Genomic DNA, 25,928 nt, shown 5'->3' with positions numbered 1-25,928 from the left:
GCGCCGCGATGACCGTGGTGGTTTCCGCGCCGATGGTCCGCGTCGGGATGATCGCGGCGGTTCGTCGTTCGGCGGGTCCCGCGACGGCTCGCGGAGCCGGTACGGCAGGTCCTCCGAGGGCTCCCAGGGCGGCTACCGCTCCGACGCTCCGCGCCGTGAGGACCGTGGCGGTCCGTCGTTCGGCGGGTCCCGCGACGGTTCGAGGAGTGATTTCCGGTCCGATGCCCCGCGCCGTGACGACCGTGGTGGTTCGCAGGGTGGTTTCCGCGCGGACCGGGACGGCTCGCGTGGCAGGCCCGGCGCCGACCGAGGGCGCGGCGGCGCGCCCGCCGGTGGTTCCCGTGCCCGCTTCGGCAGGACCGGCCGCCGGGACGACGTCCAGACGATCGGCGGCGACCGCGCCGGGGCGTACGGCGAGCGTCGTGCCCCCGCCGGCCGCGCTCCGGAGGCGAAGGCCCCGCTGCGGCCCGGCACGATCGCGAACGACCGGTTCAAGACCGCTCGCCAGCCCAAGCGTGACTCCGACTTCTACGACCGTGACTACGTCGACGAGCGCGACACCACCGAGGTCCCTGACGGCGTCCGGCTGCAGAAGGTCCTCGCCCAGGCGGGCGTCGCCAGCCGCCGGGCCTGCGAGGACATGATCGGCGACGGCAGGGTGACCGTCGACGGCCAGGTGGTCCGCCGCTTCGGCGCCCGGGTCGACCCCGCCAAGCAGGTCATCCACGTCGACGGCAAGCGCCTGCCGACGATGCCCGACCTGGTCTACTTCGCGATCAACAAGCCGATCGGCGTCGTCAGCACCATGTCCGACCCGGACGGCCGCCCCTCGCTGGCCGACTTCGTGGCCGACCGCACCGAGCGCCTGTTCCACGTGGGCCGTCTCGACACCGAGACCGAGGGCCTGATCCTGCTCACCAACGACGGCGAGCTGGCCAACAGGCTCACCCACCCGAGCTACGGCGTGCAGAAGAAGTACTGGGCCAAGGTCCCCGGCCGGATCGAGCGCGATCTCGGCCGCCGGCTGAAGAAGGGCATCGAGCTGGAGGACGGCCTGGCCAAGGCCGACTCCTTCACCCTGGTCCAGGAGCACGGCCAGCAGGCCCTGGTCGAGATCGTCCTGCACGAGGGCCGCAAGCACATCGTCCGCCGCATGCTGGAGGAGGTCGGGCACCCGGTCATCGACCTGGCCCGTATCGAGTTCGGCCCGGTCAAGCTCGGCCGCCTCAAGCCGGGCACCCTCCGCGCGCTGACCCTCGCGGAGGTCGGGGAGCTCTACGCCGCGGTCGGGTTGTAGCCTTCCCTGACACGCACGTTCAGGACGCGCCGGATCACCCCCTCGGGGGTGGTCCGGCGTGGGTGGATATGGAGGAACGACGATGGTGCGGGCGATCCGCGGTGCGATTCAGGTCGAGGCGAACGACCGGGACGCGATCCTGTCCGGAGTCACCGAACTGGTCACGGAGGTGATGGGACGCAACCGGCTCACCACCGAGGACGTGATCAGTGTGATCTTCACGGCCACGCCTGATCTCACCGCCGAGTTTCCCGCCTTGGCCGCCCGCAAGCTCGGTTTCCACGATGTCCCGTTGATCTGCGCTTCCGAGATCGACGTGCCGGGCGCCCTGCCCCGCGTGGTGCGGCTGATGGCCCATGTCGAGGTCGACCGGTCCCGCCAGGAGGTCCAGCACGTCTACCTGCGCGGCGCGGTCGCACTTCGGGTGGACATCGCGCAATGAGTCCTTTAGGCATCATGATCTCGGGGGAGTGGGTGTGAGCGGTCTGGAGAGCGTCCTGGTCGTCGGTACGGGGCTGATCGGCACCTCGATCGCCCTGGCGCTGCGCGAGCAGGGCGTCGCCGTTCACCTGGCCGACCGGGACGAGGGCTCCCTGCGGCTGGCACGCGAGCTGGGCGCCGGAGTGGAGTGGGCCGAGGGCGTGCGGGTGGACGTCGCGGTCATCGCGGTCCCGCCCCATGCGGTCGCGGGGCGGCTCGCCGCCCTCCAGAAGGCCGGCGTGGCCCGTTTCTACACGGACGTGGCCAGCGTCAAGGCCCTTCCGCTCAGGGAGGCCGCGAGCCTCGGCTGCGACCTGACGAGCTACGTCGCCGGGCACCCGCTCGCCGGCCGTGAGCGCTCCGGGCCCGCCGCGGCGCGGGCCGACATCTTCCTCGGGCGCCCGTGGGCGCTCTGCCCGACCGAGGAGACCTCGCCCGACGCGGTGGAGGCCATGTACGGCCTCGTCAAGCTCTGCGGCGGCGAGGCGGTCAGGGTCGGCGCCGAGGAGCACGACAGGGCCGTCGCGGTCGTCTCGCACGCCCCCCACGTGACCGCCTCCGCGGTGGCCGCCCGTCTCGCGGACGCGCCGGCCACCGCGCTCGGCCTGGCCGGGCCGGGGGTACGCGACGTCACCCGCATCGCGGCGGGCGACCCGAGGCTGTGGACCGGGATCCTGTCGGGCAACGCGCTGCCGGTGGCCGAGGTGCTGGAGGCGGTGGCGGCCGACCTGGCCGCCGCGGCCGCCGCGCTCAGGGAGGCCGCCGATCCCGAGGCCATGGCCCGCGTCACCGAACTGCTGTACCGGGGCGTCACGGGCACCGGCAGGATCCCCGGCAAGCACGGAGGTCCCGCGCGCGCCTACGCGACGGTCCAGGTCATCATCGGTGACCGCCCCGGCGAGCTGGCCCGGCTGTTCCAGGTGGCCAAGGAGGCGGGCGTCAACATCGAGGACGTCCGGCTTGAGCACGCCCCCGGCCTGCCGCTGGGCGCCGCCGATCTCTCGGTGCAGCCGGAGGCGGTGCCGAGGCTGTCCGAGGCCCTGCGCGCGCACGGCTGGCACCTGCCGTAGGCGCCTGCCGCACTCCGTGCCCGGACCGTCATGATCGTCTGGGACGGTCTGCCGCAGGGTCCACCCCCTGCGGCGGCCCGTTCGCTCGATGCGCGGTTCCTGCCCGGCTCCCGGTAGCCTCGTACGGACAACTGAAGCGGGCTGCAAGGGAGAAGGCGTCGTGACCGGACTGGTCGTCGCCATGGACGGTCCTTCGGGATCGGGCAAGTCGAGCGCGTCACGAGGGGTGGCGCGGGCGCTGGGGCTGCGTTATCTCGATACCGGGGCGATGTACCGGGCGATCACCTGGTGGATGCTCCAGCGGGGCGTCGACCTCGCCGACCCCGGGGCGATCGCGGCCGGGGCGATCGACCCGATCCTCACCCTGGGCACCGACCCCGACGCCCCCACGGTGGCGGTCGACGGCGTCGACGCCGCCGGGCCGATCCGCACCGCCGAGGTCACCGCGGCCGTCTCGGCGGTCAGCGCGGTGCCCGAGGTACGGCGCCGCCTGGTGGCCGAGCAGCGTGAGATCATCGGCTCCGGCGGCATCGTCGTCGAGGGCCGTGACATCGGCACGGTTGTGGCGCCCGACGCGGTGGTCAAGATCTACCTGACCGCGAGCGCGGACGCCAGGGCGCTGCGTCGTACGGCGGAGCTCACCGGCACCACGGTGGAGGCACAGCGGGCCGCGATGGCCCGCCGGGACACCCTTGACTCGACCAGGAAGGCAGACCCGCTGGCGAAGGCGGCCGACGCCGTCGAGCTCGACACCACGGCGCTGAACCTCGAAGAGGTCATCGCCGAAATACTGCGTGTGATTAAGGAAAAGGCGTGACCGGGGAATACGACGACGACAACGGCTGGATCGACGCGGAGCTCGCCGATTCAGGGACCGATTACAGCTCTCAGGAGGCGGGGCCGGACACCGCCCCGCAGCCGGTCGTGGCCGTGGTGGGCCGCCCCAACGTGGGCAAGTCCACACTGGTCAACCGGATCATCGGCCGCCGCGAGGCGGTCGTGGAGGACGTGCCGGGGGTGACCCGCGACCGGGTCACCTACGACGCCACCTGGCGCGGGCGCCGGTTCACGGTGGTCGACACCGGCGGGTGGGACCCCGACGCGACCGGTATGGCGCTGAAGATCGCCGAGCAGGCCCAGGTGGCGGCCGAGCTGGCCGATGTGATCCTGTTCGTGGTCGACGCCGTGGTGGGCGTGACCGACGCGGACGAGATCGTCGGTCATGTGCTGCGCGGGTCGGGCAAGCCGGTCATCCTCGCCGCCAACAAGGTCGACAACCAGCAGATGGAGCTGGAGGCGGCCGGGCTCTGGTCTCTCGGCCTGGGTGAGCCGCAGCCGGTCTCCGCGCTGCACGGCCGCTCCAGCGGTGACCTGCTGGACGTGATCCTCGAAAAGCTGCCGGACACGCCCGAGCAGCGGTTCGGCGCCGAGCGCGGGCCGCGCCGGGTCGCCCTGGTCGGCAAGCCCAACGTGGGCAAGTCCTCGCTGCTGAACCAGCTCGCCGGCCAGGAGCGGGTGCTCGTCGACCCGATGGCGGGCACCACCCGCGACCCGGTGGACGAACTGGTCGAGCTCGGCGGCAAGACCTGGCGCTTCGTCGACACCGCCGGCATCCGGCGGCGTGACCGCGAGCTCAAGGGCGCCGACTTCTACGCGAGCATGCGTACCAGGGCCGCGCTGGAGCGCTCGGAGATCGCGGTGGTGCTCATCGACGCCAGCGAGGTGCTGACCGAGCAGGACCTGCGGATCATCTCGCTGGTGATCGAGTCCGGCCGGTGCATGGTCGTGGCGTTCAACAAGTGGGACCTGCTGGACGAGGACCGCCGCTACTACCTGGAAAAGGAGATCGACCGCCAGCTCGTCCGCGTGCCGTGGGCGCTGCGGGCCAACATCTCCGCCAAGACCGGCTGGCACGTCGACCGGCTCGTCCCGGCGATCGAGAAGGCGCTCGACTCCTGGTCGACCCGGGTGCCCACCGCCCGCCTCAACGCCTTCCTGACCGACCTGGTCGCGGCCACCCCGCCGCCGGTCCGCAGCGGCAAGCAGCCCAAGATCCTCTTCGCCACCCAGGCGTCGACGGAGCCGCCGAAGTTCGTGCTGTTCACCTCGGGCTTCCTGGAGGAGACCTACCGCCGCTTCATCGAGCGCCGGATCCGCGAGGAGTTCGGCTTCGCCGGATCGCCCATCGAGGTCACCATGAAGATCCGCGAGAAGCGGCAGGGGCAGGGACAGAAGAAGAAGTAAGGGACCCCATCACGAACGGCCCGGCCCGCGCCGGGCCGTTCGTTGTTTCCAGGTCTTGCCGGGAGGCCTTTTCCCGCCGGGTGCGCGGCCGGGGTCCGGCACTCGCCTCGCCCCCGCCCTGCTTTTGATCTTGAACCGGAAGCTGTTCCGCGCTCGTGGACAGACTCCCGACGCCCTCTGTCGGCCGTCGCGTGTCGTCCGGAGACGCCTGCCCCGCCATCGTCGGCGAGACGCCGCCGGGGGCGACACGAGTTGATTGCTCAGCGTAGTTGGTCGCTACGTTGGGTGATTCGTGTTATCAAGGGTTTGTTGATCTTTAGGGAGTATCTCGGGAGGCTCGATGGGACTCGTTGGCGCCGGTCAGGTCCTGGTTCTGGCCGCGACCCTGCTTGCCGTCCCGATCGGCGGCGCGTCGGAGGCGGATGTCATGGCCGCCGGTGTGGCGGAGCGGGGTGGAGGCAGGTTCACGGCCAACCTGGTGGCCCGGCACAGCGGCAAGTGCCTGGAGGTGGCGGCCGATGGGATGGACGACGGGGCCTATGTGCAGCAGTGGGGCTGCGACGGGAAGGCGAGTCAGGAATGGAGCCTGACGGCGACGGGTGGTGGCTACTACACCGTCAAGGCCGCGCACAGCGGTAAGTGCCTGGACGTGCTGGACGACAGCAGGAGTATCGGGGCCGGCGTCCGGCAGTGGACCTGCCTGGTCGGGGCCCGCAACCAGGAGTGGGGGCTCAGTCAGCGGGACAACGGTTACTTCGTGCTGGTGGCCCGGCACAGTGGCAAGTGCCTGCAGGTGATGGATCGTGACATACGTGACGGTGCCCGCGTCCGGCAGTGGACCTGTGTCAGGGGATGGAAGAACCAGGAGTGGCGGCTTGCCTGAGTGGGGTTTCCGCCGGTGATGATGGCCGGTCATCCGGGGGCGCGGCACGATATCTATCACTTAGTGTAGCTGTTCGCTACGTTGGGTGATTCGTGTTATCAAGGGTTTGTTGATCTTTAGGGAGTGCCTCGGGAGGCCCGATGAGACTTTTTCACGCCGGTCAGGTTTTTGTCCTGGCGGCGGCTCTGCTCGCGGCCCCGTCGGCTGTGCGGGCGTCGGCCGGCGGGGCCACCGGTGCGCGGGAGGGGCTCCGGGCCAAGTTCACCGCGATCCTGGTGGCCCGGCACAGTGGTAAGTGCCTGGATGTGCTGCACTCTGCGACGGAGGACGGAGCCGACGTCCAGCAGCGGACCTGCGATGGTGGCGCCAACCAGGAGTGGAACCTGACGACCACCAGTGGTGGTTACTACACCATTCAGGCCGTGCACAGTGGCAAGTGCCTGCATGTGATGGACGGTGACCTGCGCAGCGGGGCCAACATCCGGCAGTGGACCTGCGTGAGCGGGCGCTACAGCGAGGAGTGGGGGCTCAGTCAGCGGGACAACGGTTACTTCGTCCTGGTGGCCCGGCACAGTGGCAAGTGCCTGGACATGCAGGGGGGTGGGACGGGGGATGGGACCAATGCCCTGCAGTGGACCTGTGTCAGGGGACGGGCGAGCCAGGAGTGGCGGCTTGCCTGAGTGGGGTTTCCACCGGTGGTGATGGTCGGTCATTCGGGGGCGCGACACGATATTGATTACTTGGTGTAGTTGTTCGCTACGTTGGGTGATTCGTGTTATCAAGGGTTTGTTGATCTTTAGGGAGTGCCTCGGGGAGGCTCGATGAGACTTTTTCACGCCGGCCAGGTGTTCGTCCTGGCGGCAGCCCTGCTCGCGGCCCCGTCGGCCGCGCGGGCGTCGGCCGACGGGGCCGCCGGTGTGCGAGAGGGGCTCCGGGCCAAGTTCACCGCGATCCTGGTGACCCGGCACAGTGACAAGTGCCTGGACGTGTTCACGCTGAGTGATGAGCTGAAGTTGGGGACCGATGTCCAGCAGTGGCCCTGCAGCGCCGACCATGAGGGCCAGGAGTGGAACCTGACGGCGACCAGTGACGGCTACTACAACTTCAGGGACATGGCCAGCGGCCTGTGCATGGAGGTGGTGCAGGGCGACATGCACAACAATGCCGGCCTCCAGTTGTGGACCTGCATCCCCGGACGTCGCAACCAGGAGTGGAAGCTCGTCCAGCGGGACAACGGTTACTTCGCGGTCGTGGTCCGGCACACCGGTATGTGCCTGGAGGTGCAGAACGGTCTGATCCTGGACGGGGCCAACGTCAAGCAGGTGGGGTGTGTCAGGGGGCGGAAGAACCAGGAGTGGCGGCTCGCCTGAGGCGCCCCATGTGGTCACGGGTCAGGCGTTGGCCGGGGTGTCGAGGAGCCAGGAAAGGGTGAACTCGCCGTCGTGGCTCACTCCGTCGAGGAAGGCGTGCCATTCGTCGAGGGTGTAGCGGACGGCGGGGGTGTCGTTGTCCTGCAGGGTGATGTGTTCGCCGTCGAAGCCGATGAGCAGGCGGTCCGCGAGGAGGGTGGGGGAGTTCAGTTTCTGGGGGGTGAGATTGCCTGCTTGGACCTGGTCGAGGAGGGTGAGCCAGGTCTTCGGAGTGATGGCGATGCTGGGGCCTTGGGGGGAGACGTCTCGGCGGTGCGGATCGGAGGTTCTCGGGCCTGGACTGGCAGCTGTTCGCGCTGGACGTGCTGTCCGCCTCCCCGAGTTTCTCCCGCCGGTTCGCGGCCACGGCCTCGCAGGTCAGACCCGCACGCACCTTCGTCGCGGACCTGCTGGGGGACGAACATCCGCGCAGGGACGACGCCGTCCTGCTCACCAGCGAGCTTGCCGGGAACGTGATCCGGCACGCGATCCAGCGGGAGTTCCTCGTCTCGCCGGCGTTCGCGACCGGCGGCGTGCTGGGCGCGGTCCGGGACTGCGGGTCTTCCAGGATTCCGTACCCGAGACAGGCGGAGGAGGAGGCCCAGAGCGGCCGGGGCCTCGCCCTGGTCGACCCCCTGGCGGCCCGCTGAGGTTTCCACCGATCCCCCGGAAGCACGAGCGTCTGGTTCCAGCTCGCCACGCCCTCGCCCGGCCTGGGCGGAGACGGCTGATCATTCCGGGTTGTTCCCCTGGCTTTAGGCTGTCACCTTCTGTCCGGCCTGTGGGGGTGGCTGATCATTCCGGGTTGTTCCCGGAGGCGTGACCGGCGTCGTAGGGGGTGGTGACGCCCTCGTAGGCGAAGTGGAAGGTCATGCCGAGGGTCGCGTGGCCCAGGTCGTGGCAGTGCGACAGCCAGATGCCCGGGTTGTCGGCGCGCAACGCGACCTCCCAGACCTCGCCGGGGCCGACGTCGAAGGTGTCCATCCACAGCTCTCCGGTGGCGGGTACGCCGTTGCGGGACAGCACGCGGACGTGGTGGCCGTGCGGGTGGATGGGATGGACGTCCCCGCTCCGGTTGGCCACCGTGATCTTCACCAGCTCGCCCTCGCGCAGCACGGGGGTGGTGATGCGCGGCCAGACCTCGCCGTTGACCGTGTGGGCCAGGGTGGGGATCCCGTCCAGCATGGCCAGACCCCGATCCAGGATCCAGGTGACCTCCCGGTCGAACCGGTCGGATCCGCCGGATCCGCCGGGCTTCGCCGGGCCGTCCGAGTCGTACGTCGCGATGTCCAGCAGGGGACCGGCGGCCGGTGCCGGGGCGGTGCCCGAACCGGGGGTGACCAGCAGGCCGAGGTCGGAGCGGCCGTCCACCGAGAGCAGGACGGGTGTGGCGGGCATCGTGAAGGTCAGGTCGTAGCGCCCGCCCGCGGCCAACTGGACCCGCCGGTCCCCGATCTCGCCGGGCCGTGACAGGTCCCGCCCGTCCACGGCGGCGATCCGGTACGGCGTGCCGCTCAGGCCCAGCGTCCGCCGGACGTTGTCGGTCGCCGTGACGCGGAGCCGGACCGGCGTCCCCGGGGTGACCCTGAGCCGAGCCAGGCCGTCCACCGGGCCTTCGTCGTCGACGGCCACCGTCTGTACACCGCCGAGCACATGGGTGGAGACGGTGTGATCCGACACCTTCGTCCCGCCGGTGGCCGCCGGGTCGACGACGAGCATGCCGTACAGGCCCATCCGGACCGCCGGGTCCGACAGGTCGTGGCTGTGGTACCAGTAGCTGCCCGGGTCCTCGGCCAGAAAGCGGTAGACGAACTCGCCTCCCGGCTTCACCGCGTCCTGGGTGACGCCCGCGACGCCGTCCTCGCCCACCGGGACGTCATAGCCGTGCCAGTGCAGGGTCACCCCGATGCCGGGCATCGCGTTGCGCAGCCGCACCTCGACCAGTTCCCCCTGGCGGACGCGGATGGTGGGACCGGGCACCGTGCCGTCGAACGTCCACGCCTCGACTCGCCGGCCGGAGGCCAGGGTCACGGTCGCGGGCTTGGCGGTGAGGGTGAAGCGTCGTACCTTCGCACCGGTGGCCGGACCGCGCAGGTCCGTCACCGCCCTGGTCGCGGCGGCGGGCCGGACGGGGTTCTGGACGGGGTTCTGGACGGTGGTGCCCCGGTGGTGGGCGCCGAGATCCAGCGTCGCGGGTATCCGGCTCGACCACGCCGACAGACCCGCCCAGACCAGGGCCGCGCACAGCACCGCGATCCCCGCCGTGGTGCTCCACCTCCCGCGCGCCACGGTTCTGGCGCTGGTCTCCGCATCTCCCGTACGGGAGACGGCGCCGAGCAACTGCCAGGTGATGGTGGCACCGACGGCGACCAGGGCGACGAGGACGCCGGCCAGGACCGGAGGGACGGGGTGGGAGATCGTGAGTGCCGCGACGACGCCGCCCAGGGCGCCGTACCCGGCGGTCAGCGTGGGTACGGCCGTGGCAGGGGACGGTGACGGGCGGAGCAGCCGGGGAAGGGCGGCGACGGCGGCGACCAGCGCGGGGACGCCGACCAGCGGCAGGGCGAGGATCAGCTTGTCGGCGGCGAACCACCACCCCGAACGGCTCAGCGTGACCGCCAGCCCGACCCGCAGGCCGGTGGCGGCCAGCGCCGCCAGGGTCAGGCCGAGGGCGATCAGGCGGGTACGGCGATCACGGCGGGCCATGACCGTGCTCACCCCGGCGCCGAGCCAGAGCGCGGCGACGAGAACGAGCAGGATGCGGTCCAGGGCGAGGAGCTGCGCGGTATTCATGATCTTTCAGGATGGGTGGAAAGAGCCGGAACCGTGAGAGACGGCGCGGGTGAGGTCAGAACGGGGAGGAGGCCAGGTCGGGGGTCCGCCTCCTGGCGTGGGCGGGTGAGGCCAGGGCCCTCGCCTCGCGGAAGATCACCACGGAGGCCCAGAGCAGCACCAGGCCGAGGATCGCGTGGAAGCCGAACACGATGTGGGCGAAGGTGTTGGTCTGCTCCTTGGTGGCACCGGACAGCTCGACCAACGAGAAGATCACGAAGAGCTGGCCCAGCATGACCGCCAGCGGGACGAGGCTCAGCCAGATCATCTTGCCGCCCGCGCGGGCCAGCGCGGCGACGATCGCGGTGACCAGGGAGAGCACCGGGATCACCGCGATCCCGTTGATCGCGTGCGGGGTGATGGCGCTGGAGGCACCCGGGCTCGGGGTGGGGCGCTCGAAGGCGCCGAAGGTGGAGAGGTAGAACTGGGCGATCACGGCGAGCAGCAGGAGCGCGGCGGAGCCGAGGAAGACCTTGCGCATGGAACGTTCCCTGGAGTGTCGGTCGGAGGAGGTTGACGTTCCAAGGATCACCTTCACCACTTGGCAGGCTCTTGCTGTTGTCTGCGCCACCACTTGGGGCCGGGAATCGGCAGGTCGGGCGGCTCGGGCTGGGACCATGGACGGCGCCGAGGTCAGGACCGGGAGCGTTCGCCGAGCGTCAAACGTTCACGGCCGCGGTCCCGGTGTTTCGCCGCCGTCGGCCTGGCGTTCAACGTGGTCGTGAACAATGCACGATTCGGTGCACCCCCAGCTGGAAGGCCACGATGAACGCTTCGCACGATGACACCGGCGGCGGATCCGGCGGACGGCCGGCACACGCGCTGGGCGAGGTCATCGGGGTCTTCCTGAAACTCGGCGTGATCGGATTCGGCGGCCCGGCCGCGCACACCGCGATGATGCGTGACGAACTGGTGCGCCGGCGCGGCTGGGTCTCCGATGAGCGCTTCGTCGACCTGATAGGCGCCGTCAACCTCATCCCCGGCCCCAACTCCACCGAGCTGGCCATCCACCTGGGCTATGACCGGGCTCGCTGGAAGGGTCTGATCGCCGCCGGGGTGTGCTTCATCCTGCCCGCCTTCGCCATCGTCCTCGCCCTGGCCTGGTCCTATGTCCGCTACGGCCGGACCCCTGCCGCGGAGGGGTTGCTGTACGGGATCAAACCGGTGGTGGTGGCCATCGTGGTGTGGGCCCTGGCCGGACTGCTCAGGACCGCGATCAAGGGCCGGCTGACCGCGCTCGTCGCCACGGTGGCACTGGCGCTGTACCTGCTCGGTGTCAACGAGTTGCTCGTACTGGCCGCCGGCGGGCTGGTGGTGATGGCGGCCGGCACCAGGCACGTCTGGCTGCCGCGTCGCGGTTCTCCAGGCCTGGTGCTGGTGCCGTTGCTGGTCGGGCCGCGCTTTCCCGACCCCACCGGCGGCCGGCTCACCGAGCTGTTCCTGACGTTCCTGAAGATCGGTTCGGTGCTGTACGGCAGCGGCTACGTCCTGCTGGCCTTCCTGGAGGGCGACTTCGTACGGCGGCTCGGCTGGATCACCCGCGACCAGTTGCTGGACGCGATCTCCATCGGCCAGCTCACCCCCGGGCCGGTGTTCACCACCGCCACCTTCATCGGCTACGTCATCGCCGCCCTGCCGGGGGCGGTGCTGGCCACCGTCGCCATCTTCACCCCGTCGTTCGTGCTGGTCGGCCTGCTGACCCGGCTCGTCGACCGGATCCGCGGCCGGGCCTGGTCATCGGCGTTCCTGGACGGTGTCAACGCCACCGCGCTGGCCCTGATGGCCGGTGTCACCCTGCAACTGGCCGGTGACGCGTTCGTCGACCCGCTCACCGTGACACTGGCCGTGCTCGCGCTGCTGCTGCAGTGGCGCACCAGGCTCAACACCGCCTGGTTCATCGCCGTGGCCGCCGCCATCGGCCTGGCCCGCACGCTGCTCGTCGGTTGACCGGCAGGCGTCGCCGGGGCGGCCCCCCGTGCCGAATCTCGAAACGGTACGGGCAGACTCTGTCGGGTGAAGCGAATCCTCATCATCGGCATCGGTGCCGGTGATCCCGACCATCTCACCCTCCAGGCGGTCAAGGCCATCGCCCGTACCGACGTGTTCTTCGTCCTGGACAAGGGCGAGGTCAAACACGACCTCGTCCAGCTGCGGCACGACCTCGTCGACGCGCACGCCCGCCCGCCGTACCGGATCGTCGAGGCCGGCGATCCCGAACGTGACCGGACCACTCCCGACTACGCGCCCGCGGTCGAGGACTGGCGCTCGCGCCGCGCCGACATCTGCGAGCGGTTCATCCGTGACGAGCTCGCCGAGGGGCAGACGGGTGCTTTCCTGGTGTGGGGCGATCCGGGCCTGTACGACAGCACCCTGGCCATCGTCGAGGAGATTCACCAGCGGGGCTCGGTCCGGTTCGAGCACGAGGTGATTCCCGGTGTCAGCAGCGTGTCCGCACTCACCGCCCGGCATCGGGTCAGCCTGACCCGGGTCGCCCGGCCGGTGCACGTCACCACCGGCAGACGTCTCGCCGAGGAGGGGCCCTCGGCCGACGACGTCGTCGTCATGCTGGACGCGCACTGCGCCTTCGCCGATCTGGGCGCCGACTTCGACATCTACTGGGGCGCCTACCTCGGCACCCCCGACGAGATCCTGGTCGCCGGACCGGTGCCCGAGGTCGCCGACCGCATCCGCGAGCTGCGTGCCGAGGCACGGGCACGCAAGGGCTGGATCATGGACACCTACCTGCTCCGCAGGGTCTCTCGCTGAGCACCTGTCGCGGCGGCCTCCAAAGGCCGCCGCGCTTCACTCAGGAGGCGCCGTGCCATCCGACCAGATGCAGGCATCCAGGCGGCCCAGGACATCAAGCTCACGTACACCCACGTACTACGCCACGGAAATCATCTGTCGGAGATACCAATGATCCACAAGTCAGCCTCCAGCGTCGTCGCCTAGCATGATCATCGGCCGCCGGGTCCGGCGCCCGTTCGGGGACCAGTGCGACCGAGCCTGGTCACGCCGATGATCGCGGAAAGGAGAGACGTGACGGGGGATACGAAGCTCCCAAGGGCCGCCGTGTTGCGGATCAACAAGTGCCGACGAAACGCATCGGACACACTCAAACTGGATTTCCTATTCCTGAAGGTGGTGCCTGAGCAACTGCGTGAACTAACCCACCTGAACAAGCTGCGCCTGAAATCCAACAAGTTGACTGAGATCCCTGAGTGGCTGGGCGACCTCACCAATCTCACCACCCTCGACCTGAGCGACAACCGGTTGACCCGCCTTCCCGAATCGCTGGGCGGCCTCACCAATCTCACCACCCTCGACCTGAGCGACAACGAGTTGACCCGCCTCCCTGAGTGGCTGGGCGGCCTCACCAATCTCAGCACCCTCGACCTGAGCCGCAACGAGTTGACCCGCCTTTCCGAATCGCTGGGCGGCCTCACCACCCTCTGGCTGAGCGGCAACAAGTTGATTGAGATCCCTGAGTGGCTGAGCGGCCTCACCACCCTCACCGCCCTTAACCTGGGCTATAACGAGTTGACCCAGCTCCCCGAATCACTGGGCGACCTCGCCGACCTCACCACCCTCTACCTGAGCAACAACCGGTTGACCCGCCTTCCCGAATCACTGGGCGGCCTCACCACCCTCACCACCCTCGATCTGAGTCGCAACGAGTTGACTGAGATCCCTGAGTGGCTGGGCGGCCTTACCAACCTCACCACCCTCGACCTGAACTTCAACGAGTTGACCCAGCTCCCCGAATCGCTGGGCGGCCTCACCAACCTCACCACCCTTAAACTGGGCTATAACCAGTTGACCCGCCTTCCCGAATCACTGGGCGACCTCACCAACCTCACCACGCTCTGGCTTGACGGCAACCATCCGCCGCCCACGGTCCCGGACTCCCTGCGCCATCGCGCCCAGACCTCATCGCGATGGCGCAAGCTCCTGGACGGCCTCGACTGTTAACGAGCCCGTCCTGGCAACCTCACGATCATCTCTCGAACGCGTGCTCGCGGAACTCCCCGCCGCTTCGACCACCGGTCCAACCGCTACGCGGCCCCTACGGGGTCATTCGGATTACGCCGGCCGCTCCGCTTCGTCCCGGAGCTGGGAGTGGGCGCGGTGGCCGGGTCGACGGGCGGAGGCGTAGGCGCCGCGCCGCGACGAATCACCTTCTGTTGACGGCCCACCACAAAAAGAGTTACATTGCGGACGATTTCGCGGTGGTCCGAGGGAAGTCCGGTGAGAAGCCGGTGCGGTCGCGCCACTGTATCCGGAACGTGAGTTCCGGGAGCCAGGTTACTTGGCCGCCGCGTCCTCATCTGTCGGGACGCGTCATCCCCAAGGAGGCTACTCATGCGTGAGCTGTCCGTTTCTCAGCCCGTTCCCCTCTCCCACCTGGCCCGCTGGCTCGTGGCGGTTCCGCTGCTCCTGCTGGTGGCCTACCTGGTCACCTTCGACCAGGGGGTGGTGTCGCAGGCGGGCGACTATCTGCACGAACTCATGCACGACGGGCGCCACCTGCTCGGCGTTCCCTGCCACTAGACCGCGCGCCGTGATCCGTACCCTGTTGCTCCGTGGCCTGCTCGTCGGGCTGGTCGCCGGGCTGATCGCCGCCGTGTTCGCCTACCTGCTGGGCGAGCCGAACATCGACCAGGCCATCGCGCTCGAAGAGGCCGCCGCCCACGCCCAGACCGAGGTCGGGCACTCCCACGGGGAGGAGGCACTGGTCAGCCGGTCCGGCCAGCAGGCCGGGCTCTTCCTCGCCCTGGCCCTGTACGGCATGTCCGTGGGGGGTATCTTCTCCCTCGTCTTCGCCGGGCTGCGCGGCCGGATCGGTCCCCGCTCCGACGTGGTGCTGGCCGCGACGATGGCCGCCACGGCGTTCGTCGCGATCGTGCTGGTGCCGTTCGTCAAGTACCCGGCCAACCCGCCCGCCGTCGGTGACCCGGACACCATCGGCAGCCGGACCACGCTGTACCTGGTCCTGGTCGCCATCGGCCTGCTGTCCGTGGCGGTGGGAGTGGCCTGCGCCCGTAAGGTGCCGGCCAGGCCCTGGCTCGCCGGCGCGGCCGGCTTCCTGGTCCCCGTCATCGTCACCCTGTTCGTGCTGCCGGCGGTCAACGAGGTGCCCGACGGCTTCCCCGCCCAGCTGCTGTGGGACTTCCGGCTGTCCTCCCTCGGCACGCAACTCGTGCTCTGGTCGGCCATCGGTGTCCTGTACGGCATCGCCGTCCAGCGCGCGGTCCGCCGCGACGCGCTCACGGCGGCCCCGAACTGAACGTTCGGCGGGTCGGACACGTCAGCAGGATCTCGCAGAAAGAAACCTCGTGATCGGTGCCTATCCGTTCAGTGCCGTCGTCGGTCTCGACGACCTCAAGCTCGCGCTGATACTCAACGCGGTCTCCCCACGGGTGGGCGGTGTGCTGGTCCGGGGGGAGAAGGGGACCGCCAAGTCCACGATCGTCCGCGCGCTCGCCGCACAACTCCCCGCGGTCAAGGTGATCGCCGCCTGCCGCTTCTCCTGCGACCCGGCCGAGCCGGATCCGGGCTGCCCCGACGGCCCGCACGACGCGGGCGAGAGCGGGCAGGAGCGTCCGGCCGCGCTGGTGGAGCTGCCCGTCGGCGCGTCGGAGGACCGGCTGGTCGGCGCGCTTGACATCGAGCGCGCGCTCACCGAGGGGGTCAGGGCGTTCGAGCCGGGCCTGCTCGCCGCCGCACATCGAGGTGTCCTCTACGTCGACGAGGTCAACCTGCTCCACGACCATCTCGTGGACCTGCTGCTCGACGCCGCCGCGCTCGGCACCTGCTTCGTCGAGCGAGAGTCGGTCTCGGTACGGCACGCGGCGCGGTTCCTGCTGGTCGGCACGATGAACCCGGAGGAGGGCGAGCTGCGGCCACAGCTCCTGGACCGTTTCGGGCTGACCGTCGAGGTGCGGGCGTCCAGGAATCCGGACGAGCGGGCCGAGGTGGTACGGCGCCGGCTGGCCTTCGACGCCGATCCCGCCTCCTTCGCCGCCGGGTGGGCGGGACAGGAGGCGGCCCTGGCGCGGCGGATCGCCGAGGCCAGGGAGCGGGTCAGGCAGGTCGTGCTGCCGGACGCCCGGCTGCGCCAGATCGCGGGGGTGTGCGCCGCCTTCGAGGTGGACGGGCTCCGGGCCGATCTGGTCACGGCCAACGCGGCCATCGCGCACGCGGCCTGGCGCGGCGGCGCCGAGGTCACGGCCGAGGACGTGCGTGAGGCGGCCCGTCTCTCGCTGCCGCACCGCCGCCGCCGAGACCCCTTCGACGCGCCGGGCCTTGACGAGTCACGCCTCGACGACCTCCTGGCGGAGCACGGTGGCGACGAGCCGGACGACCCGGATGGAGGGCCGAGCACCTCCGGCGGTCCGGGCGATTCGGGTGGTTCGGACGGCCCGGTGAACTCCGGGGACGGTCCCGAGACCGGCTCCGCGGAAGGTCCCGCGCGTGATGGTTCCGGTGCGGGCCCGCACGGCGGCACGGACGGCGGTGGTTCGCACGACGGTGGTTCGCACGACGGTGGTTCGCACGACGGTGGTTCCGGGACCGGCGCCGCCGATGTCCCGGGCGCCTTCGACGGGACCGGCGCCTCGCCGGACCGTCCCTCCGCCGAGCGGGTGATCGCCGCCGCCGAACCGTACCGGGTGCGCCCCTTCCAGGTCCCCGGACTGGGCGACGGCGCCTCGGGTCGGCGGTCGCGGGCCCGTACCCCCAACGGGCGGACCACCGGATCACGGGTTCCCACCGGGCGGCTCCAGCGGCCGCACCTGTCGGCGACGCTCCGCGCCGCCGCGCCGTACCAGCGCGAGCGCGGCCGCAGTGGCCCCGGCCTGCTGGTACGTGACACCGACCTGCGCGAGGCCGTCCGCGAGGGCAAGGAGGGCAACCTCGTGCTCTTCGTGGTGGACGCGAGCGGTTCCATGGCGGCCCGGCAGCGCATGCGCGAGGTCAAGGCGGCCGTGCTCAGCCTGCTGCTCGACGCCTACCAGCGGCGGGACAAGGTCGGGCTGATCACCTTCAGGGGATCCACGGCGGACCTGGTGCTGCCTCCGACCTCCTCGGTCGAGGTCGGCGCGGCGCGGCTGCGGGAGCTGCCGACCGGCGGTCGCACCCCGCTGGCGGCCGGGCTACGCCGGGCCGCCGAGGTGCTCAGGGTGGAGCGGCTGCGCGACCCCGCCAGAAGGCCGCTGCTCGTGGTGGTCACCGACGGCCGGGCCACCTCGGGGTCCGACGTGGCGGCCCCCGCCGCGCTGCTCGCCGGTACGGCGGGGGTCGTGGTCGACTGCGAGAGCGGTCCGGTGCGGCTCGCCCTGGCCCTCGACCTCGCGGCCAGGCTGGGCGCGCCCGCGGTACGGCTCGACGCGCTCGCGGCGGGCGGCGGGCTCGGCGGGCTCGTCCGTGACTACCGGACCGACTACCGGAAGGCGGTCTGAGATGCCGCAGGGCAAGCCGGACACGGTGCCCGAGGACGGGCTCACCACGCGCCAGCGCCGCAACCGGCCGCTGCTGATCGTGCACACCGGGCCGGGCAAGGGGAAGTCCACCGCCGCCTTCGGGATGGCGCTGCGCGCGTGGAACCAGGGCTGGCCGGTCGGGGTGTTCCAGTTCGTCAAGTCGGCCAAGTGGCGCATCGGCGAGGAACGGGCGCTCGTGGTGCTCGGTGAGTCCGCCGAGGGCGGCAGCGTGACCTGGCACAAGATGGGCGAGGGCTGGTCGTGGATCCAGCGGCCGGGCAGCGAGGAGGACCACGCCGCCGACGCCCGCGAGGGCTGGGAGCAGATCAGGCGTGACCTGGCCGCGGAGACCTACCGCTTCTACGTCCTCGACGAGTTCACCTACCCCCTGAAATGGGGCTGGCTGGACGTGGACGACGTGGTCGCCACCCTGGTCGCGCGGCCGGGCAACCAGCATGTCGTGATCACCGGCAGGGACGCCGACCCGAGGCTGGTCGAGGTCGCCGACCTGGTGACCGAGATGGGGAAGGTCAGGCACCCGATGGACGCCGGGCAGAAGGGCCAGAGGGGCATCGAATGGTAGTGCCGCGACTGGTGATCGCCGCGCCGTCCTCGGGCAGCGGGAAGACCACCGTCGCGACCGGTCTGATGGCGGCGCTGCGCGCGCGGGGTCTGCGGGTCTCCCCGCACAAGGTGGGACCCGACTACATCGACCCCGGCTACCACGCGCTCGCCACCGGGCGCCCCGGCCGCAACCTCGACCCCTGGCTGACCGGTGAGGACCGGGTCGCGCCGCTCTTCCTGCACGGTGCGCGGGACGCGGACATCGCCGTGGTCGAGGGGGTCATGGGCCTGTACGACGGTGCCGGGAGCGGGGACTTCGCCTCCACCGCGCACGTCGCCCGGCTGATCGGCGCGCCGGTGGTCCTCGTGGTGGACGCCGCGCGGCAGGGCAGGTCCGTGGCCGCGCTCGTGCAGGGCTTCGCCTCCTTCGACACCCGGGTCCGGCTGGCCGGGGTGATCCTCAACCGGGTCGGCTCGCCGCGGCACGAGGAGATCTGCCGCGCCGCGCTGGACGAGAGCGGCATCTCCGTACTGGGCGTGATCCCGCGGGTGGACGGGGTGGCGACCCCTTCCCGCCATCTCGGGCTGATCCCGGCGGCCGAGCGCAGCGGGGACGCGGTGGCGGCGGTGGAGCGGATGGGCGCCCTGGTCGCCGACTCCTGCGACCTCGAAGGACTGGTGGCCCTGGCGCGCTCGGCGTCGCCGCTGCCCGCGCATCCCTGGACTCCGGCCCTGCCCCCGTCCCCGTCTGTGACCGTGACCGCGTCCGCGTCCGGTGGGCGGCCGGTCGTGGCCGTGGCGGGCGGGGCGGCGTTCACCTTCGGGTACGCCGAGCAGGTCGAGCTGCTCGCGGCGGCGGGGGCCGAGGTGGCGACCTTCGACCCGCTCAGGGACGAGTGCCTCCCCGAGAACGCCGGGGCGGTCGTCATCGGCGGCGGCTTCCCCGAGATGTACGCGGCGGAGCTGTCCGCCAACGAGCCGCTCCGCCGCCGGGTGGCCGCCTTCGACGGCCCGATCGTCGCCGAGTGCGCCGGGCTGCTCTACCTGGCGCGCGAGCTGGACGGCCATCCCATGTGCGGAAGGCTCGACATCACCGCGACGATGACCGGCAGGCTCACGCTGGGCTACCGCGACGCCGTGGCGACCGCCAAGTCCGTGCTCACCCGCGAGGGCGAGCGCTACCGGGGCCACGAGTTCCACCGCACGGCCACCGATCCCGGGCACGCGACGCCGCCGCTGTTCCGCTGGAGGGGCGCGGCCGACGGCTTCGCCGAGCCCCTGTTGGCCGCGTCCTACCTGCACCTGCACTGGGCAGGCAGCCCCGAGCTGGCCGAACGCCTGGTCGCGGCCATCGGCTGAACCGCCCTCACTCCGGGATCGAACCGCCTTCACCTCAGGGCCCCGCACCGGTCCGATGACTCCGAGCCCGGCGGCATCCTGCACAAAGGTGGTCACATCACGCGCGTACATCTCCGCCCGCACCGGTCCGATGGCTCCAAGTCCGGCGGTATCGGTTGAACCACACTCACCCCGGGGGGCGGGTCAGCGGTCCTCCAGGTCGCCCTCGATGGTGAGGTACGCCTCCCGCAGGGCCGTCATGATCTCGGGGTCGGGGTGCTCCCACATCTTCCTGTCGGCCGCCTCAAGGAGCCGTTCGGCGATGCCGTGCAGCGCCCATGGGTTCGACGCGGCCATGAACGCCCGGTTCTCCGGGTCCAGGACGTAGGTGGCGGCCAGCCTGTCGTACATCCAGTCGGCCAGCACGCCCGTCGTGGCGTCGTAGCCGAACAGGTAGTCCACGGTGGCGGCCAGCTCGAACGCGCCCTTGTACCCGTGCCTGCGCATCGCCGCCAGCCAGTTGGGGTTGACCACCCGGGCGCGGAAGATCCGCGCGGTCTCCTCGTGCAGGGTCCTGGTCCGCACCGCGTCCGGACGGGTGCTGTCGCCCACGTACGCGGCGGGTGCCCGGCCGGTGAGCGCCCGCACGGTGGCGATCATCCCGCCGTGGTACTGGAAGTAGTCGTCGGAGTCGGCGATGTCGTGCTCGCGGGTGTCGACGTTCTTCGCGGCCACCGCGATCCGCCGGTAGGCGCTCTCCATGTCCTGCCGCGCCGGTGTTCCGTCGAGGTCGCGGCCGTAGGCGAAGCCGCCCCAGACCGCGTACACCTCGGCCAGGTCGGCGTCGTCGCGCCAGTTCCCGCTCTCCATCAGCGGCAGCAGGCCCGCGCCGTAGGCGCCCGGACGGGAGCCGAAGATTCGCAGGGTGGCCCGCCGCTCGTCGCCGTGCGCGGCCAGGTCGGCGTCGGCGTGCGCCCGCACGTAGTTCTCCCCGGCGGCCTCCGCGAGGCCCGCGACCAGCCGTACGGCGTCGTCCAGCATGGTGACGACGTGCGGGAAGGCGTCCCTGAAGAACCCGCTGATCCGGACGGTCACGTCGATTCTGGGCCGGCCGAGTTCGGCGAGCGGGATCGGTTCGAGGCCGCTGACCCGCCGGGACGCCTCGTCCCAGACCGGCCGCACGCCGAGCAGCGCGAGCACCTCCGCCACGTCGTCGCCCGCCGTGCGCATGGCACTGGTGCCCCAGACCGACAGCCCGACGGAGCGCGGCCACTCACCGGTGTCGGAGCGGTACCGCTCCAGCAGGGAGTCGGCCATGGCCTGCCCGGTCTCCCACGCCAGCCTGCTGGGCACCGCCCGGGGATCGACGGAGTAGAAGTTCCGCCCGGTCGGCAGCACGTTGATCAGCCCGCGCAGCGGCGACCCGCTCGGCCCGGCGGGGACGTAACCGCCGTCGAGCGCGTGCAGCACCGCGCCGATCTCGTCCGTGGTCCTGGCGAGCCGGGGCACGATCTCCCTGGCCGCGAACCCGAGCACCTTCTCCACGGCGGCCAGGACTCCGGAGTCGCGGTCACTTCCGCCGGCGAGGACGGACGCGGTGACGGGGGAGACGGTGAACGGGTCCCAGCCGTGCTCCTCCATGCCCTCGACGAGGGCGCGGGCCAGCGACTCGGCCTCGTCCACGCTCACCCTCGCGGCGCCGCCGTCCTCGGCCAGGCCGAGGGCCTCACGCAGGCCGGGGAGTGCCTCCTGGCCGGCCCAGATCTGGCGGGCGCGGAGCATGGCCAGCACGAGGTCGACGCGGGCCTTCCCCTCGGGGGCGCTGCCGAGCACGTGCAGGCCGTCGCGGATCTGGACGTCCTTGACCTCGCAGAGCCATCCGTCGACGTGCAGCAGGAAGTCGTCGAACCCGCTGTCCTGCGGCCGGTCGTCGACGCCCAGGTCGTGGTCGAGCCTGGCGGCCTGGATCAGCGTCCAGATCTGCGCCCGGATGGCGGGCAGCTTGGCCGGGTCCATGGCCGCGATCGAGGCGTGCTCGTCCAGCAACTGCTCCAGCCGGGCGATGTCGCCGTAGGTCTCCGCGCGGGCCATCGGCGGCACCAGATGATCGACCAGTACGGCGTGCGCCCGCCGCTTGGCCTGCGTGCCCTCACCGGGGTCGTTCACCAGGAACGGGTAGACCAGCGGCAGGTCGCCGAGCGCCGCGTCGGGGCCGCAGGAGGCCGACATCCCCGCCGACTTGCCGGGCAGCCACTCCAGGTTGCCGTGCTTGCCGACGTGCACGATCGCGTGCGCGCCGAAGTCGTCGGCCAGCCACCGGTAGGCGGCCAGATAGTGGTGGCTCGGCGGCAGGTCGGGGTCGTGGTAGATGGCGACCGGGTTCTCCCCGAAGCCGCGCGGCGGCTGGACCATCACCACGAGGTTGCCCGCGCGCAGCGCGGCCAGCACGATCTCGCCGTCGGGATCGCGGCTCCGGTCGACGAACAACTCGCCCGGCGGCGGCCCCCAGTGCGCCTCGATGCCGTGCCGCAGGTCCTCGGGCAGCGTCTCGAACCACGCCCGGTAGCGCGCGGCCGGGATCCGCACCGGGTTCGCGGCCAGTTGCTCCTCGGTGAGCCAGTTCCGGTCCTGGCCGCCCGCCGCGATCAGCGCGTGGATCAGCGCGTCGCCGTCCCGCTCCGCCACGCCGGGGAAACCGTCTCCGAGGTCGTACCCGGCCTCCGTCATGGCCGTGAGCAGCCTGACCACGCTGGCGGGGGTGTCCAGGCCGACCGCGTTGCCGATCCTGGAGTGCTTGGTCGGGTACGCCGACAGCATCACCGCGATCCGCCGTTCCGGTGCCCGGACATGCCGGAGCAGGCCGTGCCGTACCGCGATGCCGGCCACCCGCGAGGCCCGCTCGGGATCGGCCACGTACACGGTCAGGCCCTCGTCGTCGACCTCCTTGAAGGAGAACGGCACGGTGATGATCCGCCCGTCGAACTCGGGGATCGCCACCTGGGAGGCCGCGTCGAGCGGGGACAGGCCGTCGTCGTTCTCCCGCCAGGCGTCCCTTCCCGTGGTCAGGCAGAGGCCCTGCAGGATCGGCACGTCCAGCTCGGCGAGCGCGCCGACGTCCCACGCGGAGTCGTCCCCGCCCGCCGAGGCGGTCGCCGGGCGGGTGCCCCCGGCGGCGAGCACGGTGACCACCAGGGCGTCCGCGGCCCGGAGCGTGTCGAACAGGTCGGGCTCGGCGCTGCGCAGGGAACCGCAGTAGACGGGCAGGGCCTGGCCGCCCGCCTCCTCGATGGCCAGGCAGAGCGTCTCGACGAAGGCGGTGTTGCCCGCGACGTGGTGCGCGCGGTAGTAGAGCACGCCGATGACGGGGCCCTCGGTGCGTCGCACGACACGTTCGAGGGGGCCCCAGCTCGGGGTGGGCGCGGGCGGGGCGAAGCCGTACCCGGTGAGCAGCACCGTGTCGGAGAGGAAGGCGTGCAGCTGGGCCAGGTTCGCCGGACCGCCGTGCGCGAGGTAGGCGTGCGCCTCGGCGCAGACCCCGCCGGGCACCGTGGACAGCTCCATCAGCTCGGCGTCGGGGGCCTGCTCACCACCGAGGATCACGACGGGCCGCCGGTCGGCGAGCAGCGCGTCCAGCCCGTCCTGCCATGCCCGGCGTCCGCCGAGCAGTCGCACGACCACGAGGTCCGTGCCCTCGGTCAGCGCGGGCAGGTCCTCGGCGGACAGCCTCGCCGGGTTGCCGAGCCGGTAGTTCGCACCGCTCGTCCGCGCGCTGAGCAGGTCGGTGTCGGAGGTCGACAGCAGCAGGACGGCAGGCGGCGCGGGTGGCACGGCCGATCGCGGGGTGGGCGGCACGGAACGCATGCAGAAGTCCTCCCTCGGGGTCCTCGCCCCGGGTCGTCGTCATCGCGACGGCAGGAGTCTCCTGGCTCCCGGATCAACGCTCACCCCGGCCTTCCCGTCCGTTGCCGGACCGTGGCCTTCGGTGGGGTTCGCTCCCCGGTTACAGTGGCGGGACCGCGCCGGTTTCACACCGGCTTCCTCCCTGCGCCGTCGCCTAGGTCACACTATGCCAGGCGGACATCCGTAAAGAAATGGGAGCTACCATCCACTGCGTGTCAATAACCGACCCTCCCGGAAGAACCCGGGCCGACGCGTGTCCCGGAGCGCTCCAGGTGCACGCCGCGGCCGACGGCGGCCTGGCGCGGATCCGGGTTCCCGGCGGGGCGCTCACGGCGCGTCAGCTCCGCGTGGTCGCCGCCGCCGCCCGGGAGCTCGGATCCGGCGTGATCGAGCTGACCTCCCGGGCGAACCTCCAGGTACGCGGCCTCCCGCCGCAGGACGGCGAGCCCCTTCCCGTCGTGCACCCGGCACGCGACGACACGCGCGTTCCGGACGACGGCCGGCGGCTTTCCCCGGCATCCGACTTCGCCGTGCGGCTGGCCGCCGCCGGGCTGCTACCGTCGGCCACGCATGAGCGGGTACGCAACATCGTGGCCTCACCCCTGGCCGGGCGGGCACCCGCGAGCCTGCTCGACGTCCGTCCGCTCGTGTCCGAGCTGGACGGGGAACTCCGCGCCCGGCCCGTGCTCGCCGACCTGCCCGGCCGGTTCCTCTTCGCGCTCGACGACGGCTCGGGCGACATGGCGGCTCTCGGCGCGGACGTCACGCTGCTGCCGGTCGATCCGGTGGACGCCTCGGCGGACGTCTCCGAGGTGGCGCTGCTGCTCGCCGGTGCCGACCTGGGGCTGCGCGCACCCGTCTCCTCCGCCGTCACCGGCATGCTCGCGGTCGCCGAGGCGTTCCTGGCCGAGCGCGCCGAGCAGGGGTCGGGCGCGTGGCGGCTCGCCGAGCTGACCGACGGCCCAGTACGGGTCTCGGCCCGCGGGCTCGGGGCGGAGCCGGCTCTCCGGCTGTCCGCCCCCGCCGTACGACGGGCGCGAACGGTGGACAGCGGCACAATCGGGGTCGCCGCGCAGCGTGACGGAAGGTCGGCCCTCACCGTTCTCGCCGCGCTCGGACGGCTCACGGCGGCCCAGCTGGAGGCGCTCGCCCAGGCGGCCGAGCACGGCGGGGGAGAGGTCCGGGTGACGCCGTGGCGGACGATCGTCGTCCCCGACCTGCCGCCGCCGGAGGCCGACGGCCTGCGGGCGACGCTCACGGCCGCGGGCCTGGTCGGCGACCCGGCGTCGCCGTGGCTGGGCCTGACCGCCTGCGCCGGCCGGCCCGGATGCGCCAAGGCCCTCGCCGACGTCCACGCCGACGTCCATGCGGGTGTGCGCGCGAACGGCGGCACCGGTTCCGAGTTCGATGCGGACGGTCCTGATGACGTCCACCCCTCGCGGGGCCGCACCCGTGCGCTCCCCGTGCACTGGTCGGGCTGCGAGCGGCGGTGCGGACGCCCGCGCGGCCGGGTCGTGGACGTGGTCGCGACCGGAGACGGATACCGCGTCGAGGCGGACGGCGTGAGCCGTACGTTCGCCGACGCCGAGCAGACGAGCGCCGCGGTGGCGGCGACCAGAGAGGGAACGTGATCGACTACATCAGGGACGGGGCGGAGATCTACCGCCGCTCCTTCGCCACCATCCGCGCGGAGACGGACCTCGGCGGCATGCCGCCGGGCGTCGCCCAGGTCGCGGTCCGCATGGTGCACGCCTGCGGCATGGTCGACCTCGTCGACGACCTCGCGTGGTCGCCGGGAGTCGTCACGGCGGCGCGCGAGGCGCTGCGCGACGGCGCGCCCGTGCTGTGCGACGCCATGATGGTCGCCTCCGGTGTCACCAGGCGACGGCTTCCGAAGGCGAACGAGGTGATCTGCACACTCGGCGACCCGCGGGTCCCGGAGCTGGCGCTGCGGCTGGGCACCACCCGCAGCGCCGCGGCGCTGGAACTGTGGCGCGACCGGCTCGACGGCGCGGTGGTCGCGATCGGCAACGCGCCGACCGCGCTGTTCCGCCTGCTCGAACTGGTCGAGGAGGGGGCCGGACGCCCGGCCGCGGTGCTGGGCGTGCCGGTCGGCTTCATCGGGGCCGCGGAGTCGAAGCTGGCCCTGGCCGAGCACCCGGCCGGACTCGACCACCTGGTGGTGCACGGACGCAGGGGCGGCAGCGCGATGGCGGCGGCCGCCGTCAACGCGATCGCGAGCGAGGAGGAGTGAGCGGGTTGAGCGGGGATCTCGGGTGCCTGTACGGGGTTGGGCTCGCGGTGGCGGCGGCTGCCGTCAACGTGATCGCGGGTGAGGAGGAGTGAGCGGGTTGAGCGGGGATCTCGGGTGCCTGTACGGGGTTGGGCTCGCGGTGGCGGCGGCTGCCGTCAACGTGATCGCGGGTGAGG

22 protein-coding genes and 2 riboswitches are annotated in these 25,928 nt (G+C 71.5%); of the genes, 19 read left to right on the top strand and 3 right to left on the bottom strand.

All coding sequences use genetic code 11. The features are described from left to right. From ACWD3H_RS13355 to ACWD3H_RS13315, 9 genes are all read left to right on the top strand, one after another. The coding region (locus ACWD3H_RS13355) for a pseudouridine synthase (RefSeq protein WP_451955130.1) at positions 1 to 1,297 on the top strand (1,297 nt) is incomplete at its 5' end. Between the two features lie 82 nt (positions 1,298 to 1,379). Beyond that, positions 1,380 to 1,739: a chorismate mutase gene (gene aroH / locus ACWD3H_RS13350; RefSeq protein ID WP_355549367.1), complete on the top strand. Its 360-nt coding sequence runs from the start codon at positions 1,380 to 1,382 to the stop codon at positions 1,737 to 1,739. Positions 1,740 to 1,773: 34 nt separating this feature from the next. Further along, the gene (locus ACWD3H_RS13345; RefSeq protein ID WP_350964014.1) at positions 1,774 to 2,847 is read left to right on the top strand and encodes a prephenate dehydrogenase; all 1,074 of its coding nucleotides are present in this window, start codon (positions 1,774 to 1,776) and stop codon (positions 2,845 to 2,847) included. Positions 2,848 to 3,007: 160 nt separating this feature from the next. After that, positions 3,008 to 3,664, top strand: coding sequence for a (d)CMP kinase (cmk, locus tag ACWD3H_RS13340; protein WP_355549363.1), 657 nt, complete (start codon positions 3,008 to 3,010; stop codon positions 3,662 to 3,664). Beyond that, positions 3,661 to 5,091 carry a ribosome biogenesis GTPase Der gene (gene der / locus ACWD3H_RS13335; protein ID WP_350922619.1) on the top strand — a complete coding sequence of 477 codons (1,431 nt, stop codon included), beginning with the start codon at positions 3,661 to 3,663 and terminating at the stop codon, positions 5,089 to 5,091. The genes cmk and der overlap by 4 nt, the downstream gene beginning before the upstream one ends. 340 nt (positions 5,092 to 5,431) lie before the next feature. Continuing rightward, positions 5,432 to 5,974: an RICIN domain-containing protein gene (locus ACWD3H_RS13330; RefSeq protein ID WP_451955129.1), complete on the top strand. Its 543-nt coding sequence runs from the start codon at positions 5,432 to 5,434 to the stop codon at positions 5,972 to 5,974. Positions 5,975 to 6,114: 140 nt separating this feature from the next. After that, positions 6,115 to 6,654: an RICIN domain-containing protein gene (locus ACWD3H_RS13325; RefSeq protein ID WP_451955128.1), complete on the top strand. Its 540-nt coding sequence runs from the start codon at positions 6,115 to 6,117 to the stop codon at positions 6,652 to 6,654. Between the two features lie 141 nt (positions 6,655 to 6,795). Next, positions 6,796 to 7,344: an RICIN domain-containing protein gene (locus ACWD3H_RS13320; protein WP_451955127.1), complete on the top strand. Its 549-nt coding sequence runs from the start codon at positions 6,796 to 6,798 to the stop codon at positions 7,342 to 7,344. 362 nt (positions 7,345 to 7,706) lie between these two features. Continuing rightward, complete coding sequence (locus tag ACWD3H_RS13315) at positions 7,707 to 8,033, top strand: ATP-binding protein (RefSeq protein WP_451955126.1); 327 nt, start codon at positions 7,707 to 7,709, stop codon at positions 8,031 to 8,033. 145 nt (positions 8,034 to 8,178) lie between these two features. On the opposite strand, the gene ACWD3H_RS13310 is transcribed toward ACWD3H_RS13315, so the two are convergent. Continuing rightward, positions 8,179 to 10,176, bottom strand: a complete 1,998-nt coding sequence (locus ACWD3H_RS13310) for a multicopper oxidase family protein (RefSeq protein WP_451955125.1) — start codon at positions 10,174 to 10,176, stop codon at positions 8,179 to 8,181. 55 nt (positions 10,177 to 10,231) lie between these two features. Then, positions 10,232 to 10,696 (bottom strand): hypothetical protein, encoded by a 465-nt coding sequence (locus ACWD3H_RS13305; RefSeq protein ID WP_451955124.1) that lies wholly within the window; start codon positions 10,694 to 10,696, stop codon positions 10,232 to 10,234. Positions 10,697 to 10,980: 284 nt separating this feature from the next. Here ACWD3H_RS13305 and chrA point away from each other — a divergent pair, with 284 nt between their 5' ends. The 8 genes from chrA (at position 10,981) to ACWD3H_RS13265 (ending at position 19,619) form a co-directional block, all read left to right on the top strand. Next, positions 10,981 to 12,162 (top strand): chromate efflux transporter, encoded by a 1,182-nt coding sequence (gene chrA, locus ACWD3H_RS13300; RefSeq protein WP_451955123.1) that lies wholly within the window; start codon positions 10,981 to 10,983, stop codon positions 12,160 to 12,162. Between the two features lie 66 nt (positions 12,163 to 12,228). Further along, positions 12,229 to 12,981: a precorrin-6A synthase (deacetylating) gene (gene cobF, locus ACWD3H_RS13295; protein ID WP_451955122.1), complete on the top strand. Its 753-nt coding sequence runs from the start codon at positions 12,229 to 12,231 to the stop codon at positions 12,979 to 12,981. 273 nt (positions 12,982 to 13,254) lie between these two features. Next, entirely contained in the window at positions 13,255 to 14,187 is a 933-nt protein-coding gene (locus ACWD3H_RS13290) for a leucine-rich repeat domain-containing protein (RefSeq protein WP_451955121.1), read from the top strand. A 240-nt stretch (positions 14,188 to 14,427) separates the two neighbouring features. Then, positions 14,428 to 14,574: riboswitch (adenosylcobalamin (AdoCbl) riboswitch) on the top strand. Positions 14,575 to 14,577: 3 nt separating this feature from the next. Then, positions 14,578 to 14,766 (top strand): CbtB domain-containing protein, encoded by a 189-nt coding sequence (locus tag ACWD3H_RS13285; RefSeq protein WP_326830249.1) that lies wholly within the window; start codon positions 14,578 to 14,580, stop codon positions 14,764 to 14,766. A 10-nt stretch (positions 14,767 to 14,776) separates the two neighbouring features. Then, the gene (locus ACWD3H_RS13280; RefSeq protein WP_350922600.1) at positions 14,777 to 15,502 is read left to right on the top strand and encodes a CbtA family protein; all 726 of its coding nucleotides are present in this window, start codon (positions 14,777 to 14,779) and stop codon (positions 15,500 to 15,502) included. A 49-nt stretch (positions 15,503 to 15,551) separates the two neighbouring features. After that, positions 15,552 to 17,675 (top strand): VWA domain-containing protein, encoded by a 2,124-nt coding sequence (locus ACWD3H_RS13275; protein WP_451955120.1) that lies wholly within the window; start codon positions 15,552 to 15,554, stop codon positions 17,673 to 17,675. Position 17,676: 1 nt separating this feature from the next. Continuing rightward, positions 17,677 to 18,279 (top strand): cob(I)yrinic acid a,c-diamide adenosyltransferase, encoded by a 603-nt coding sequence (cobO, locus tag ACWD3H_RS13270; RefSeq protein ID WP_350922595.1) that lies wholly within the window; start codon positions 17,677 to 17,679, stop codon positions 18,277 to 18,279. Further along, positions 18,273 to 19,619 (top strand): cobyrinate a,c-diamide synthase, encoded by a 1,347-nt coding sequence (locus tag ACWD3H_RS13265; RefSeq protein ID WP_451955119.1) that lies wholly within the window; start codon positions 18,273 to 18,275, stop codon positions 19,617 to 19,619. The genes cobO and ACWD3H_RS13265 overlap by 7 nt, the downstream gene beginning before the upstream one ends. A 183-nt stretch (positions 19,620 to 19,802) precedes the next feature. Here the strand turns inward: ACWD3H_RS13265 and cobN are convergent, their stop codons facing one another. After that, positions 19,803 to 23,459 (bottom strand): cobaltochelatase subunit CobN, encoded by a 3,657-nt coding sequence (gene cobN / locus ACWD3H_RS13260; protein WP_451955118.1) that lies wholly within the window; start codon positions 23,457 to 23,459, stop codon positions 19,803 to 19,805. 35 nt (positions 23,460 to 23,494) lie between these two features. Continuing rightward, positions 23,495 to 23,696, bottom strand: a riboswitch (cobalamin riboswitch). A gap of 14 nt (positions 23,697 to 23,710) precedes the next feature. On the opposite strand from cobN, the gene ACWD3H_RS13255 reads away from it, so the two are divergent. Both ACWD3H_RS13255 and ACWD3H_RS13250 read left to right on the top strand, forming a co-directional pair. Beyond that, positions 23,711 to 25,129 carry a precorrin-3B synthase gene (locus ACWD3H_RS13255; RefSeq protein WP_451955117.1) on the top strand — a complete coding sequence of 473 codons (1,419 nt, stop codon included), beginning with the start codon at positions 23,711 to 23,713 and terminating at the stop codon, positions 25,127 to 25,129. Continuing rightward, positions 25,126 to 25,752 (top strand): precorrin-8X methylmutase, encoded by a 627-nt coding sequence (locus ACWD3H_RS13250; protein WP_350922586.1) that lies wholly within the window; start codon positions 25,126 to 25,128, stop codon positions 25,750 to 25,752. The genes ACWD3H_RS13255 and ACWD3H_RS13250 overlap by 4 nt, the downstream gene beginning before the upstream one ends. The last annotated feature ends 176 nt before the right edge of the window (positions 25,753 to 25,928 follow it).

Source organism: Streptosporangium sp. NPDC002607 (assembly GCF_053592655.1).
This window is presented reverse-complemented; position numbering and strand designations above follow the sequence as displayed.

What these genes read in the sequence shown, in the direction of transcription:
- aroH (WP_355549367.1), top strand. Translation starts at nt 1,380, where the DNA reads ATGGTGCGGGCGATCCGCGGTGCGATTCAGGTCGAGGCGAACGACCGG.
- ACWD3H_RS13330 (WP_451955129.1), top strand. Translation starts at nt 5,432, where the DNA reads ATGGGACTCGTTGGCGCCGGTCAGGTCCTGGTTCTGGCCGCGACCCTG.
- ACWD3H_RS13325 (WP_451955128.1), top strand. Translation starts at nt 6,115, where the DNA reads ATGAGACTTTTTCACGCCGGTCAGGTTTTTGTCCTGGCGGCGGCTCTG.
- ACWD3H_RS13320 (WP_451955127.1), top strand. Translation starts at nt 6,796, where the DNA reads ATGAGACTTTTTCACGCCGGCCAGGTGTTCGTCCTGGCGGCAGCCCTG.
- ACWD3H_RS13310 (WP_451955125.1), bottom strand. Translation starts at nt 10,176, where the DNA reads ATGAATACCGCGCAGCTCCTCGCCCTGGACCGCATCCTGCTCGTTCTC.
- ACWD3H_RS13305 (WP_451955124.1), bottom strand. Translation starts at nt 10,696, where the DNA reads ATGCGCAAGGTCTTCCTCGGCTCCGCCGCGCTCCTGCTGCTCGCCGTG.
- chrA (WP_451955123.1), top strand. Translation starts at nt 10,981, where the DNA reads ATGAACGCTTCGCACGATGACACCGGCGGCGGATCCGGCGGACGGCCG.
- ACWD3H_RS13285 (WP_326830249.1), top strand. Translation starts at nt 14,578, where the DNA reads ATGCGTGAGCTGTCCGTTTCTCAGCCCGTTCCCCTCTCCCACCTGGCC.
- cobO (WP_350922595.1), top strand. Translation starts at nt 17,677, where the DNA reads ATGCCGCAGGGCAAGCCGGACACGGTGCCCGAGGACGGGCTCACCACG.
- ACWD3H_RS13265 (WP_451955119.1), top strand. Translation starts at nt 18,273, where the DNA reads ATGGTAGTGCCGCGACTGGTGATCGCCGCGCCGTCCTCGGGCAGCGGG.
- cobN (WP_451955118.1), bottom strand. Translation starts at nt 23,459, where the DNA reads ATGCGTTCCGTGCCGCCCACCCCGCGATCGGCCGTGCCACCCGCGCCG.